Origin of the sequence: Stenotrophomonas indicatrix (genome assembly GCA_041545745.1) — a bacterium.
GTDB lineage: Bacteria > Pseudomonadota > Gammaproteobacteria > Xanthomonadales > Xanthomonadaceae > Stenotrophomonas > Stenotrophomonas indicatrix_A.
This window is the reverse complement of the sequence record CP168152.1, coordinates 34,373-48,383: the sequence shown is the minus strand read 5'-3', so window position 1 is coordinate 48,383 and position 14,011 is coordinate 34,373. Positions and strand designations below refer to the sequence as shown.

General features: G+C 66.8%; 9 protein-coding genes. 3 read left to right on the top strand and 6 right to left on the bottom strand.

The window, feature by feature from the left end:
• Positions 1–28: 28 nt before the first annotated feature.
• From ACEF39_RS00190 to ACEF39_RS00175, 4 genes are read right to left on the bottom strand one after another with little or no spacing between them, the layout of a single operon-like run.
• Positions 29–1,312: a TRAP transporter large permease gene (locus tag ACEF39_RS00190; protein WP_500286528.1), complete on the bottom strand. Its 1,284-nt coding sequence runs from the start codon at positions 1,310–1,312 to the stop codon at positions 29–31.
• 3 nt (positions 1,313–1,315) lie between these two features.
• Positions 1,316–1,852 (bottom strand): TRAP transporter small permease, encoded by a 537-nt coding sequence (locus tag ACEF39_RS00185; RefSeq protein WP_500286527.1) that lies wholly within the window; start codon positions 1,850–1,852, stop codon positions 1,316–1,318.
• Between the two features lie 10 nt (positions 1,853–1,862).
• Positions 1,863–2,867, bottom strand: a complete 1,005-nt coding sequence (locus ACEF39_RS00180; protein WP_500286526.1) for a TRAP transporter substrate-binding protein — start codon at positions 2,865–2,867, stop codon at positions 1,863–1,865.
• A 39-nt stretch (positions 2,868–2,906) separates the two neighbouring features.
• Positions 2,907–3,734 carry a 2-keto-4-pentenoate hydratase gene (locus ACEF39_RS00175; RefSeq protein ID WP_500286525.1) on the bottom strand — a complete coding sequence of 276 codons (828 nt, stop codon included), beginning with the start codon at positions 3,732–3,734 and terminating at the stop codon, positions 2,907–2,909.
• A 157-nt stretch (positions 3,735–3,891) separates the two neighbouring features.
• Here ACEF39_RS00175 and ACEF39_RS00170 point away from each other — a divergent pair, with 157 nt between their 5' ends.
• From ACEF39_RS00170 to ACEF39_RS00160, 3 genes are read left to right on the top strand one after another with little or no spacing between them, the layout of a single operon-like run.
• Positions 3,892–4,875 (top strand): alpha/beta hydrolase, encoded by a 984-nt coding sequence (locus ACEF39_RS00170; RefSeq protein WP_500286524.1) that lies wholly within the window; start codon positions 3,892–3,894, stop codon positions 4,873–4,875.
• Positions 4,872–6,494 (top strand): carboxylesterase/lipase family protein, encoded by a 1,623-nt coding sequence (locus ACEF39_RS00165; protein ID WP_500286523.1) that lies wholly within the window; start codon positions 4,872–4,874, stop codon positions 6,492–6,494. Before ACEF39_RS00170 ends, ACEF39_RS00165 begins: the two co-directional genes overlap by 4 nt.
• A gap of 51 nt (positions 6,495–6,545) precedes the next feature.
• Positions 6,546–7,133: a cysteine dioxygenase family protein gene (locus ACEF39_RS00160; RefSeq protein ID WP_500286522.1), complete on the top strand. Its 588-nt coding sequence runs from the start codon at positions 6,546–6,548 to the stop codon at positions 7,131–7,133.
• Positions 7,134–7,146: 13 nt separating this feature from the next.
• Here ACEF39_RS00160 and ACEF39_RS00155 read toward each other — a convergent pair whose 3' ends face one another.
• Complete coding sequence (locus ACEF39_RS00155; protein WP_500286521.1) at positions 7,147–10,950, bottom strand: LamG-like jellyroll fold domain-containing protein; 3,804 nt, start codon at positions 10,948–10,950, stop codon at positions 7,147–7,149.
• 136 nt (positions 10,951–11,086) lie between these two features.
• Positions 11,087–13,849, bottom strand: coding sequence for a TonB-dependent receptor (locus tag ACEF39_RS00150; RefSeq protein WP_500286520.1), 2,763 nt, complete (start codon positions 13,847–13,849; stop codon positions 11,087–11,089).
• Between the last annotated feature and the right edge of the window lie 162 nt (positions 13,850–14,011).

Below are 14,011 nucleotides of genomic sequence, written 5' to 3'. Positions count from 1 at the left end.
ATCGGTGTCATGGGATTGCCTCCGGTCATCAGGCGCGCAGCGTGGCGGGCAGCCACAGCGACAGCGCTGGGAAGAAGGTGACGATCAGCAGTACGCCCAGCGCGGCGAACCAGAATGGCCAGATCGTGCGCATGCTCTGCCCGACGCTGATCTTGCCGATGGCAGTGCCGATGAACAGCACCGAGCCCACGGGTGGCGTGACCAGTCCGAGGCCGCCGGCCAGCACCAGCACCAGGCCGAAGTGGATCGGGTCGATGCCATAGGCCCTGGCCACCGGCAGGAAGATCGGCGTGCAGATCAGGATCAACGGTGCGAGGTCCATGAAGGTGCCCAGCAGCAACAGCATCACCACGATCATCAGCAGCACCATGCACTGGCTGTGCGCGAACGACTGCAGGAAGTCCACCGCCACCGCAGGCACCTGCAGGTAGGCCAGCAGCCAGCCGAACACCGCTGCGGTTGCGATCACGAACAGGATCACGCCGGTGCTGCGTGCGGCATGGACGACGGTGTCGAAGAACTCGCGCCAGCGCAGTTGCCGGTACAGCACGGTGGTGACCAGCAGGGCGTAGACCACGGCGATGGCCGCGCTCTCCACTGCAGTGAAGATGCCGGCGCGGATACCGACAAAGATCAGCGCCACCAGACCGAGGCCGGGCAGGGCGGAGACGATGCGCAGCAGTACCGCGCGCCAGCCCGGGAACACTTCCACGCCATACCCCCGGCGACGCGCGACCACATAGCCGGTGATCATCAGCGCCAGCGTCATCAGCAGCGCCGGCACGATGCCTGCGGCGAACAGGTCGGCGATCGACAGGCCACCACCGGCAGCGGCCGAGAACAGGATCAGGTTGTGCGATGGCGGCACCAGCAGCGCCACCAGCGCGGCCGTGATGCTGACGTTCACCGCGAAATCGCGGTCGTAGCCACGCTTGACCATCTGCGGAATCATCGTGCCGCCCACTGCCGACACATCGGCGATGGCCGAGCCGGATACACCACCGAAGAACAGCGAGGACAGGATCGATACCTGGCCCAGGCCGCCGCGCAAGCGCCCGACCAGCGATGACGCCAGGGCGATCAGGCGTTCGGAGATGCCGCCGCGCATCATGATCTCGCCAGCGAAGATGAACAGTGGAATGGCGATCAACGAGGCCGAACCAGTACCGGCGGAGATCTGCTGCACCAGCACGATGCTGGGGATGTCCAGATAGAGCAGGGTGGCCAGCGCAGCGGCGGCCAACGCGTAGGCCACCGGCACGCCCAGCAGCAGCAGCGCAGCGAAAACAGAGAACAGGATGGTGATGCCCATGGATCAACGATCTCCTTCAGCGTCGGCGGCGTCGGCATCGGATGCCGTGGCCTGCAGCGCTTTCCATGCACGGTTCAGCGCGAACAGCAGCATCAGCGCGCCGCCCACGGCCAGAGGCAGGTAGTTGATGCTCTGCGGCAGGTTGGCGCCAGCGGTCTTGATGTCCATGCCATCGAGCAGCAGGTCGGCCGACCAGAACGCGATGAAGCCGCCCAACAGCGCCACCACCAGCTGGGTGAATACATCCACCGCCCGGCGCAGGCCGACACCCATGTAGGCGTGCAGCAGGAAGAAGCCGAAGTGGCGGTTGGTGTGCACGCCGCAGGCCGCGCCCAGGCTCATCGCCGTGGCCAGCAGCAGCAGGGTCACCGGCTCGGTCCAGCTGGGTGAATCGTTGATCACATAGCGGGCGAAGACCTGCCAGCCCTGCACCACCACCAGCCCCAGCAGCGCAGCCACGGCGAAGTAGATGGCGAAGTCGGCGATGCGGTCCAGCAGGCGCTGGCCGGGGCCGGTGGCGGGAATCGTCGTCTCGGTCATGGCAGTGTCCTCAGGCAGCGGCGCGGATGCGTGCGACCAGTGCGGCCAGCTCGGATTGCTGCAGGTACTGCTGCAGCAGCGGCTGGGCGGCGGCGTGGAATGCGGGCAGGTCCACCTCGTTGGCTTTCACGCCAGAGGCCAGCACCGCGCGACGCGCAGCATCTTCGGACGCATCCCATTGCGCGCGCATCACCTTCACCGAGGCGCGCGCGGTCTCCAGCAACAGCTGGCGATCAGCCGGCTGCAGGCGCTCGAAGCTGGCGCGCGACATCAGCAGCACGTCCGGCGCATACGAGTGATCGCTCTGCGACCAGTACTGCGCGGCCTCGAAGTGCCGGCTGGAATGGAAGCTGCGCATGTTGTTCTCGGCGCCATCGATCATGTGCGTTTCCATGCCGGAGAACGTATCGCCCAACGACATCGGCGTGGGGTTGGCGCCGAGCAGGCGCATCAGCTGGATGAAGATGTCCGAGGACGCCACACGCAGTTTCAGCCCGTGCAGATCACCGGGCTGCACGATCGGATGCTTGGTGTTGTAGAAGCAGCGCGCGCCGGAATCATAGATGGCCAGGCCGACCAGGTCGCGGCTCTCGAAACCACGCAGCACCGCATCGGCGATGCCGCCATCCAGTGCGGCGCGCTGGTGCGCGACCGACTCGAACACATACGGCAGGCACAGTGCCTGGGTCAGCGGGAAGGCGTTGTTCAATGCACCGGCATACACGCGGGTGATGTCGATGGCACCGAAACGGGCCATGTCGATCGCTTCCGATTCGCGACCGAGCTGGCCGGAATGGTATTGCCGCAGGCGCAGGCGACCGTTGCTTTCGCGCTGCAGGGTTTCGCCGATCCACTTCACCGCGGTCACGGTGGGGTAGTCGGCCACGTGCACGTCGGTAGCCGTCAGCAGCTGGCCACCATCGATGGCATTGGCGGGCCCGCGGCCACAGGCCGCGAGCATCGGGGTGGCCAGCGCAGCAGCGCCGCCGGCCAGGAAATGTCGTCGTGTGATCATCTGCGCCCTCCCGCGCGTGTTCACCGGGTCGTGCGGCGGTCACCCAGCCGGCACGGCCCTGCAGGCAATTTCGCCGAAGCCGGCAAACCGCACCAGCGCCGTCTGCCCCACGGTGATGTCATGGATGCCGGTGGCGTTGCCGGTGGCGATCAGGTCGCCCCGCTGCAATGGCCGGCCGCGCAGTGCCGAACGGGACAACGCGAACGCATATGCCGCGCGCAGGCCGCCGGGCAGGCGGGTCGCACCGCCGGTGCCGACTACCTCGCCCTCGATCAGGGTTTCGGCACGCAGGTCGGTTTCGTCGCGGGCGGTCCAATCGGCAATCTCCGGCCCCAGCACCAGGCCGTTGTTGTTGCCGAAGTCGGACACCACCACGCGCGGGCCGAGTTCGTTGATCGTCGCCAGCGGGCTGCTGGCCACTTCCACACCGATGTAAAGGCGCGCCGGCAGCGCTTCAGCCTGCTCGGGGGTCCAGTGCAGCTGTCCGGTCGGAGCGTCCTCCAACAACTCCAGCACGTACTCCGCCTCGACCGCGCCAAAGCCGCCGACGAACACCGGAATATCCACTGTTCCACCGGTAGCATTTTTCAGCTGACGCGAGAAAACCGGGCCCAGCAGGCGATCGTCCCCGGACGCATCGCGGCGCTCGGCGGCGATGTAGCCGACCTTCCAGCCCACCACTTGGTCACCCCAGCTGGCAATAGCCAGATCCTGCACCTGGTAGGCAGCCACCAGGTCAGGCGGGACAAGGCCCGGGAAGCCGGGCAGGGCCTGGCCGCTGCGGCGTGCGGTGGTGAAAGCGTGGGCGATCGCGGCCGCATCGTCCGGCGCCGGCGTCTGCCCATGTATGCCGTGTTCGTTGCTCAAGAACGGTCTCCCTCTGGCGTTGTTGCACTGCCCATCGACAGCGTCTGCAGGAGGTGTATATGGTAAACCGGTGTCATCGCGCAAGCCGCAGCGCATCACGAGCGCTTGCCGGTGACCTCGGCCACTCTGTCATCTCCCCGCTGGAGCCCTGCCCACCATGCGTTTTCCCCGTGTGCTGTTGTTGCTGTCAGGTCTGCTGCTGACCGTCCCCGCATCTGCGGCCGATGTGCCGTTGCGCGCAGACGAACGCCTGGGCCAGGAACTTGCTGGCGAGCAGCTGGCACTGTGGCCGGCCGGGCAGGTCCCCGGTGAAACGGGCACTGCGCGGCCGGTCCGCGTGGTCGAGCGCAGCGATGATCCGGCCCACCCCGATCGCTTCATCGACCAGGTCGATGCGCCCTATCTGCTGGTACACACGCCGGCCCGTGCCAACGGCCGCGCGCTGCTGGTGATTCCCGGTGGCGGCTACCAGCGCGTGGTGATCGACAAGGAGGACAGCGCGCTGGTGCCGGAGTGGGTGGACCGTGCCGGCTACACCCTGTTCGTGCTGCGCTACCGCCTGCCGCAGGCCGGTCGCGACCGCCAGGCGGCGCTGGCCGACGCGCAGCGCGCACTGCGCGTGGTGCGCGACCAGGCCGCACGGCGCAGGCTGGATGCCGACAGCGTGTCGGTGATGGGTTTCTCCGCCGGTGGCCACCTGGCCGCACGGCTGGCCATCAGCTTCGATGCGCCGATCTACCCGCCGCGCGATGCCATCGACCGCCTCAGCGCGCGTCCGGCACGCGCGGTGCTGGTGTATCCGGTGATCGATATGGGTCCGCATGCTCACAGCGGCTCACGCAGGCGTCTGCTGGGCGAGCAGGCCGATGCGGCGCTGGCTGCGCAGTATTCGATGCAGCAGCACGTACGCGCGGACATGCCGCCGACACTGCTGATCCACGCCAACGACGACCGCGTGGTCAGCGTGCGCAACAGCGAGGTGATGGCGCACGCGCTGGCCAAGGCGGGTGTCGAACACGAGCTGCATCTGTTCGCCCATGGTGGCCATGGCTTCGGCATGCGCATACCGCCCGATTCGACACTGGCCGTATGGCCGCTGCTGGCACAACGCTGGCTGCAGGCGACGGAGGCCGCGCCTTGAACGCAGGGACGACCGACCTGCAGCGCCGCCGTTTCCTGCTCGACAGTACACGCTGGGCGCTGGCCACCGGTACCCTCGCAGCGCTTCCTGCTTCCGCGATGCCTGGACCACGCGATGACACGCAGATCGTGGCGCGCGTCCGTGGCGGCCGCGTGCGCGGCCAGCGCGAGCAGGGGGTTCACGTGTTCCGCGGCCTGCGATATGGCGCCGACACTGCGGTCTACCGATTCCAGCCGCCGCGCCGCGAGACAGGCTGGCGTGGTATCGCCGACGCCCTGGAATACGCCGCCTCTGCGCCCCAGACCGGGGCGGATGGTCCGGGCAGCGAAGATTGCCTGTTCCTCAACGTATGGACGCCGGCACTGGGCGACAACGGCAAGCGACCGATCCTGGTGTACCTGCATGGCGGCGGCTTCAACAACGGTTCTGGCAGCGACCCGCTGTACGACGGCAGCGCGCTGTGCCGACGCGGCGACGTGGTGGTGGTCACCGTCAATCATCGTCTGAACACCTTCGGCTACCTGTACCTGGGTGCGCTGGGCGATCCGCGTTATGCGGCCTCCGGCAACGTCGGCCAGCTCGACCTGGTGCAGGCGCTGCAGTGGGTGCACGAGCACGCCGCAGTGTTCGGTGGCGATGCCGGCAACATCACCGTGTTCGGGCAATCCGGTGGCGGTGCCAAGATCGCCACGCTGATGGCGATGCCCGCAGCGGAGGGCCTGTTCCAGCGCGCGTGGACGATGAGCGGGCAGCAGGTCACCGCGGCCGGTCCGCGTGCGGCGGCGCAACGGGCTTCGATTGCGATGGATGCGGTGGGCGCGCCCGACCTGCGGGCGCTGCTGCGCTTGCCCGCGGCCGACCTGCTGGCCGCCACCCGCGCACGCGATCCTTCGCGGGTGGAAAGCAGCGCGCTGTACTTCGGCCCGGTGCTGGATGACGTGGTGCTGCCGGTGCATCCGTTCTGGCCACAGGCACCGGCGCAGTCCGCGTCGATTCCGATGGTGATCGGCAACACCCGCGATGAGACGCGCGCCTTCCTTGGCAACGATCCCGCCAACTTCACGCTGACCTGGGAGAGTCTGCCGGCGCAGCTGCAGAAGCAGCAGTTCGTCGATCTTCTGCCCTCGGTGGTGATCGCAGAGTATCGACGCCTGTACCCGCACTACACGCCGTCGGAAGTGTTCTTTGCCGCCACCACGGCCGGCCGTTCCTGGCGCGGCGCGGTGGAAGAGCTGGAAGCACGCGCCCGGCAGACAACCGGTGCCGCACGGACCTGGGCCTACCAGCTCGATTGGCCGTCACCGGTGGAAGAGGGACGTCTGCGCGCGTTCCACACGCTGGATATTCCGCTGGTGTTCGACAACGCCGGCCTGCCCGGTGCCCGCACCGGCGGTGGTGAAGATGCCATTGCACTGGCGGTGACGATGAGCGATGCCCTGATTGCGTTTGCGCGCAACGGCGATCCGAATCACGCAGGAATGCCGCAATGGGCCCCGTATTCATTGCCGCACCGGCAGACGATGCTGTTCGATCGGCACAGCCGCATGGTTGACGATCCACGCGCGGGAGAGCGTGCGCTCTATGCAAAAGTGCCGTTCGTGCAACGTGGCACGCAGTGATGACACCGCGGTGCAAACATTCTGTTAACCCGCCTCGGCTAGAGTCGGTTCATGGAAGCGATGTTCACGCCACCGCCGTTCACCGGCCGCGAGCGCTTGATTGCAGGAATTGATGCCGCCGTCTGCCTGGTCGATCCGCAGGCAATCACCGGTGCGCTGCAACGGGTGCTGCGCGAGGCCATCGTCGATCCACTGATCGACCTGCCACCCTGCGTACGTTGTCCCGTGGATGGCCATTACGCGCGCCGCGAACTGCATCGAAGCCCCACGCTGGGCTACAGCGTGATTGCGATGTGCTGGGGCCCGGGGCAGGGCACGCCGCTGCACGACCACGATGCGATGTGGTGCGTGGAAGGGGTCTGGCAGGGCGAGCTGATCGTGACCCCGTACGCGCTGCTCGAACAGCGTGGCGAGCGTCACCGCTTCGCCGCGCAGGACACGCTGTACGGGCTCCGCGGCAGCGCCGGCAGCCTGATCCCGCCGCACGAATACCACACGCTGCGCAACGCCAGCGATCAGGACATAGCGGTGTCGGTACACGTCTACCAGGGCGTGATGGAGCGCAGCGCGGTGTTCGATCCGCTGGATGACGGCTGGTACCAGCGCCGGGTGAAGGTGATGGAGACCGAGGCGTCCTGATCGCAACCAAGCGTCACCGCGGCACGTCCGCCACATTGTTGAGCCGCGTCACTTCCTCACCGCCATCGGCCAGTGCAACACGCACGCGCAGGCCACTGCGATCACCGGCCGGCAACGGCAACGACACCACTGCGGTCTTCGGCAACAGGTCAGTCGGTGCAGCCATCGCCGGCACGTCGGTGCGTACGATCTCGCGGCCCCGCGCATCTTCCAGCACCGCCACGCCCACGCCGCTGGCCACATGCCCAAGGCCGTGCACGGTCACGTGCACCTGGCGCCCGTCCACACGTACATCACCACGGCCCACGCCCAGATCCGGGCGTGTTTCCACCGGCGTCCCCGCAGACACACGCTCGAATTCGAATACCTCGGTGCGGCCTGGCTGGAACTGCATCGGTATCGACGCACTCGTCTCCAGCTGCACCGTTCGCTCGCGCGGCGTACCGTCGATGCGGCCATCGTCATCGCCATCCGCGCCACTGCGCACCCGCCAGGTTCCGCTGGCCACGTTCCAACCCGTCATGTCGGCGGCAATCACGCGCGCGCCGAGGTTGTGGCTGGTGACCGTGAAGCGCTCGCGCGAGGGCGCATGCACCAGCAGTGCGACCTGTTCCGCCGCGCCTTCACGATCGAAGCGCCAGCTGACGGTGTGCCCGGGCCAGCTCTGGTTGCGCTTCAGGGCGATGCCACCCAGCCGTGCACGCTGCAGGAACTCGCTCGGCGCTTCCACCCGGTCGGACCACCAGTGGCCCTCGGTGTTCATGTACGCACGTTGCACCTTGGCCTGCAGGCCATCGGCATGCAGTGCGTCGATGTACTTGCGTTCCCCGCTGGCCTGCCAGGCCATCAGGCTGGCGAAGCCGGTCTTCCCGGCATCGGCATCGGCGGTCAGCAGCGGGTACCAGTCCTGCTGCCGGCCGAGCGCCTCCACGTAGTTCTCGCCGAGGTTGGCCAGCGCGCCGGGGCCGCCGCGCTGCACGCGATAGTCCAGTGCCTGCAGGTACTTCGCATCACCGGTCCAGCGCCATGCCGCCCAGAAGGTGTGCATCGTGTCGCCGCTGCCGGAGCCGTTGTTGAGTTCGCCGCCACGGGTCTCACCCGTCGCCCAGTTGATCTCGTTGGGCAGGGTGAAGCGGCCCTTGTCGTCGCTGCCGGCATGGGCCAGATAGCCATCGGCCAAGCCGATCACCAGCCGGCGCCCGGTCGGGTCGGCGTTGTACTGGCCCAGCAGGAACGCCGGATGCAGCACCGGGAACGAATACGGCTTCTGCCACTGCCAGTTCGGTTCGCGGTAAATCTTGTTGCCACCGAACCAGTTGCTGGAGAACAGCAGATGACCCTGCGGGTTGCGCAGGATGATGCGCTCGTCGAACGCCTTCACCGTTTCCATCAATCGTTCCAGGGTCAGTGGATCGCCCCAGTTGAGGTAGAGCATCGCGCTGTTGGTGTTGATGCCTTCCTCGTAGGAATGCAGCTCATCGGTCTCGATGGTGCTGAGGCCATTGCTGAACATGCCATTGCGGTACACCGCGTCGGACAAGGCAGTCAGTGAGGCATTCAGTCGGTCCGGCTGCACGCCCATCAGGGCCAGCCCCGGCCATTGCTGGGTCAGGTCGGAATCATCGGAGATGCCGCCACCGAAATCGCCGTAGGCCACCTGGCGCTGATCGATCCACCAGTCGACGAACTGCCGCACCTGGGCCAGGTCCTGCACCTGGTGGAAGGCCCATGCAGGTACCCCCTTGGGCACCTCCGGCGCGGTGTACGGCGGGCGGCCCTGGCTGTTGTAGCTGATGTAGTTCCAGTACAACCGGCCCAGCTCGTGATCCGGGTCGACCCGCAGCAGATCGCTCAGGTCCGCGTAGACGCGCGCATACAGGCGCTGGCGCTTGGAGGTGGTGTGTTCCTCCACCAGGAAGCCCCAGTTGTCGCGCACCTGGTTGAAGCGGTCGGCCACGTGCTCCTTGATCGCATCGGCGCGTGGCTTGAACACCAGCCGCACCTGTGCACCATCCAGCGACGCCGCATCGAAGCCGGGAGCAGCCGAGGCGATGCTCAGCCACAGGCTGTCGGGCGTAAGGATGCGGTCGCGCAGGTCCAGCCACAGCGTGCGCTTCTGCCCGGGCTGCACCGAGACCGAAACATCGATCATGTCGCGCGCCGGCCAGATCGGATCCTTGATGCGGATGTTCAGCGGGATCAGGCCGTCGTGCGTTGCCGGCAGGTCCAGCGTGGGGATGTCGATGGCCACGCCGTCCAGCCCGTCATGCATGTTTTCCCAGCTGTAGGCCCAGCTGCGGATCAACGGCTGGTTGGCCGGCGCATCACCCACGCCGGAGGGAATCAACACGTGCACGATCGGCTTCGGCTGGGCCGGCAGCGTGTCGGCGCTGCGCCGTCGCGAGCCTGCGCCCTTCGGCAGCGCCATCACCGTGCTGCGTTCGGCCGCCGGGTAGCGGCCCTCGATGTAGCGGCGCAGCGTGTCCAGGTTGGTGTAATCGGGCAACGCCTGGCTGTCGATGACATAGGCCTGTTTGACCGTGCCATCGGGCTCGGCGCCTTGGCTCACGTCATATGCCCAGATCTCCTGGATCGGCGTTTCCTGTTCAACGTTGCTGAAGCGCAGCACGCCACCGGTCTGCGCCGGAATATCGTCGACGCTGCGCACCACACCTTTGGGCCGCGTCGCCAGCACCTGCGTGGCGTGCGCCGCATCGCGGCCATGGGCCAGCGTGCCGAACGCCGCGCCGCGGATCTCCACCCGGTTGACGGTCTCGCCGGCGGGCACGGTCAGGTCCAGATGCTGGCCACCTTCCACGTAGGTGTTCCAGTCCGGCAACTGGAAGTAGTCGTTGCGGCCGGGCAGGCGCGAGCGGTTGTAGACACCCGGCCAGGTGGTCTCGGCGATGCCATCGGTGGCCTTCCACATCCACGCCTTGAGGTCGCGGGTATCGGCGAATTCGATCTTGCGGATGCGCGTGCTGGCGGCGGTCAATGCCGGTGGCGGTACTCCGTCCCAGCCGAAGCGATGCAGCCAGGCACGGTCATCCGCAGCGTTGGCAACGGCGCTGGTGACGACCTTGCCACGCGCGAGCGCACTGACGGCCGCAGCGTCAAGCATGCGGTCGTACACGCGGATGTGCTGGAAATCGCTGCCGCGCAGGAAGTTGTAGCGACTCTGCACCTGATAGGGCGCCATTACCCGTCCGGCCAGGCCGAGCTGGTCCAGCGCTGCATCGTAGTCACCGCTGGCCTGCACACGCGCCACCTCGCGACCATCGACGAACAGGCGCACGCCCTGGTCTTCATCCCAGGCGAAGGCCAGGTGCAGCCACTGGTCCGCGCGTGGCGGCGTGTCCATGCGGAACGACACACGCGTGCGTGCCAGGTTCGCATCGGTGACGAACGCATCGAAGCCGTGCCCGTTCCAGTCGATGCGCAGCCAGGCCATGTCCCAGCTGCTGTGGTCGGCATAGCCGACGCGGAAGATCACGAACGGTGCTTCGCCCACCGCATAGCGCGCGCGCCAGTCGAAGGCGAGGGTGCCGCGCTGGGCGAGGATGTTGCCGGGCGCATCCCAGGCCAGCACACCGTCGTCCTGCCACTGGATCGCCTTGCCGCGCGCTCCGTCGTCGACGATGTCGACCTTGTCGCGGAAGTTCGGCACCGCTTCCCCGTGCGCCACCACGGCCTCCAGCCCCTTGCCGGCATCGACGTGGAACAGCAGCGTGGGCGCATCGGTAGCGGCCATCGCGGGGCCGGCAGCCAGGGCCGCTGCGAGCAGCAGGCAGCGGGACAGGGTCGAGCGGTGCGGCATCAGGCGTTTCCTTTCAACGGGCGACGGCCGGCAAGGGCCGCCGGACCGTAGCAAGGCCACGCCGCGACGGCACCTTGCGGCGCAGCAGCGATCGTGGCGAACGACGACGTGCCGGGTGGCACGCCGTCGGCGTTGCTCAGAACTTGTAGCGCAGCCCCAGCAGGTACTGGCGGCCGGTCTCGGTGTACTGCAGCGGCAGGCGACCGGTCAGCGGCGAGTACACCCACTCGTCGGAGGCTTCGTTGGTCAGGTTGATGCCTTCCAGGCTCAGTTCCAGCTGGTCGCTGATCTTGTAGCGGATGGACGCATCGAACACCGTGGTACCGGTCATGCCGTGGTAGCCATCGAGGTTGAAGCCGGTTTCCTGGCCCGGTGCCTGGGTCAGGTAATCATCGCGGTTGGTGGCCGAGATGCGCCCGGCGAACGTCTCGCCTTCATAGAACAGCGTGGCGTTCCACGACGACTTCGACAGGCCGGTCAGGTCGGTCTTCATCACCGGCTGCCCGGCCGCGTTGATGTACTGGATCTTCGATTCCACCCAGGTGTAGTTCAACTGCACGCCCAGGTTGGCCCACTTGCCCGGCAGGAAGGTGAAGGGCTGGGTGTAGTTGGCTTCCACGCCGTGCAGTTCACCGCCCGGGGTGTTGACCGGCTTGGTATAGGTGAAGTCATCGGTGGGTGAGGCACCGGTGCCAGTCAGCAGCGAGGCGGGCAGGCCACTGTCGCTGAACGGGCGCACTTCGCGGGTGGTCTGCACGAAGCTCTCGATGTCCTTGTAGAACAGGCCGATGCCGGCCATCGCGCCTTCGGAGAAGTACCACTCGAAGCCGAGGTCGACATTGGTTGCGCGGATCGGATCCAGCACCGGGTTGCCGCTGGAGATGGTGCGCGCACCACCGGCCACGGCCACCGTTGCGCCCGGCGTCAGGCTGCCCAGCCCCGGGCGGCTCATCACCTTTGCCGCACCCAACCGGATCAGGAAGTCCGGGGTGACTTCGGCCACCAGGTTGAACGAGGGCAGGGTATCGTCGTAAGTGCGGCTGACCGTCGTTTCGACGGTGCCGTTGGCCAACGTCGACTGACCGGTGGACGACTGCTTGGTGCGCACGTAGCGCACGCCGAAGTTGCCCGACAGCGGCAGCGAGCCCAGTTCAGTGGAGAACTCGCCCATCAGGTAGGCGCCACGGTCCTTCTCTTCGACGCTGCGCACGTTGTTGGCACGCGGGGCGACGGCGAAGGTGCCGCTGTTGCTGTAGATGTCCAGCTGTTCGGCGATCGCATCCAAGTCCGGCACGACCCAGTTGGACGGACTGCCGTTGATGCCCTTCAGTCCGGCCTGCTCGGTCAGGTCCGCCGGCACGATCCTGTTGCCGCCGGCGAAGTTGGGCACGGCCAGTTCGCTGGCGCGGCGCAGTTCGACGGTCTTGAACGTGTAGTCCTTGGCCAGCACGCCGCCCTTCAGGCGGAAGCCCGGGCTGATGTTCCAGTTGAAGTCGATCTGGCCGGTGTCGAAGTCGTTGTCCACGTACTGCGGACGCAGGCGGATCTCGGCCAGTTCCCAGCCGTTGGGATTGGTCGGGTCGATGCCGTAGTTGAGGATCGGCGCACGGCTGTTGCCACGGTAGTCGTAGCTGTAACCGTCGACATCGTACTTGTCCATGATGACGGTGGTCTGCACCGGGTTCTCGTGCTTGGAGCGCGAGATGCCGATCTTGCCGGACAGGGTGAAGTCATCGCCGAAGCGGTGCTGGCCGTTCAGCGCGATCTGCTTGAACTCGGTGCTCCACTCGTCGTGGCGGTTCTCGGTGCGGATGTCGACATTGTCGAACTCGCCATAGAGCAGCGCGTTGTCGCGGATCTCTCCGTTCCTGACGATGGTGGCCGGCTTGCCTGACAGGCGCGCATTGGCATTGGCGCCGCGACTGAAGGAGATCGCTTCGATGTAGTGCTCGTCGCGCGTCGCATCGATCTTCGAGTACAGCGCATCCAGCGAGATCTCGGTGGCGTCGTTCGGCTTCCACTGCAGCGAACCGGTTACGCCCAGCCGCTTCTGTTCGTGTTCCATCTGCACGTAGCGCGGGAAGCGCGGATGGAACACGTTGGCGCCACGCGCGGCGGCGAACGGCGAGGACGCGGCGAAGTTGCCGTTGCTCGGGCCGTTGGCCCAGCGCCCGGTGTTGGAACCTTCCTCCAGCGCCTGGCGCTCGGAATAGGCCACCGACAGCAATGCGCCGAAGGTGCCATCGGCGAAGGTGTTGGAGACCAGTGCGGCAATGCGCGGGTCGGCCTTCTCGGCCATCGCGTTGTAGCTGGCCTGGCCACTGGCGGCGAAGGTGAAGCCGTCGTAGTCGAACGGACGCGCGGTGCGCAGATCGACGGTGGCGCCCAGCGAGCCTTCCTCGACGTCGGCCGAAGCAGTCTTGCGCACCAGCAGCTGCGAGAACAGGTCCGAGGCGAACACGTTGAAGTCGAAGCCACGGCCGCGGTTGGTGCCGCCGCTCTGGTCACCGGCGCCGACCGTGGTCAGCGCTTCCATGCCATTGATGCGCACGCGGGTGAATTCCGGGCCGAGGCCACGCACCGAGATGTTGCGGCCTTCGCCGGCCTCGCGGGTGATGACCACGCCCGGGATGCGCTGCAGCGACTCAGCCAGGTTCAGGTCCGGGAACTTGCCGATGTCCTCGGCAACGATGGCATCGACCACGCCGGCTTCGCCGCGCTTGATGTCCAGCGCCTTCTCCACGCTGGCGCGGTAGCCGGTGACGGTGACCGTATCCAGGTCGGTGGCGTTCGGGTTGGCGCTCTGCTGCTGCGCGCCGGCGTTGCCTGCCAGGGCCAGTGCGACGGCCAACGCGAGCAAGGTAACCGGTGTCTTTTTTTCATGGTTCCGAGAATGCATGCCTTTCCCCTCTCCCAAAGGTCTGGTATCGCGGCTGTTTCAGCGTGATGACACCGCTGGTCAGGGCGGACGTTAACAGCACGTTCCCGATCCGGCATCTTGCACCGCAACAGATCTGAAATGTCTCCAAGACGCTTGCAGGACAATGCTTCCAACAGTTTG

Excerpts from the sequence above, each read along its gene's own strand:
- ACEF39_RS00190 (WP_500286528.1), bottom strand. The coding sequence starts at position 1,312 with ATGGGCATCACCATCCTGTTCTCTGTTTTCGCTGCGCTGCTGCTGCTG.
- ACEF39_RS00185 (WP_500286527.1), bottom strand. The coding sequence starts at position 1,852 with ATGACCGAGACGACGATTCCCGCCACCGGCCCCGGCCAGCGCCTGCTG.
- ACEF39_RS00180 (WP_500286526.1), bottom strand. The coding sequence starts at position 2,867 with ATGATCACACGACGACATTTCCTGGCCGGCGGCGCTGCTGCGCTGGCC.
- ACEF39_RS00170 (WP_500286524.1), top strand. The coding sequence starts at position 3,892 with ATGCGTTTTCCCCGTGTGCTGTTGTTGCTGTCAGGTCTGCTGCTGACC.
- ACEF39_RS00160 (WP_500286522.1), top strand. The coding sequence starts at position 6,546 with ATGGAAGCGATGTTCACGCCACCGCCGTTCACCGGCCGCGAGCGCTTG.
- ACEF39_RS00155 (WP_500286521.1), bottom strand. The coding sequence starts at position 10,950 with ATGCCGCACCGCTCGACCCTGTCCCGCTGCCTGCTGCTCGCAGCGGCC.
- ACEF39_RS00150 (WP_500286520.1), bottom strand. The coding sequence starts at position 13,849 with ATGCATTCTCGGAACCATGAAAAAAAGACACCGGTTACCTTGCTCGCG.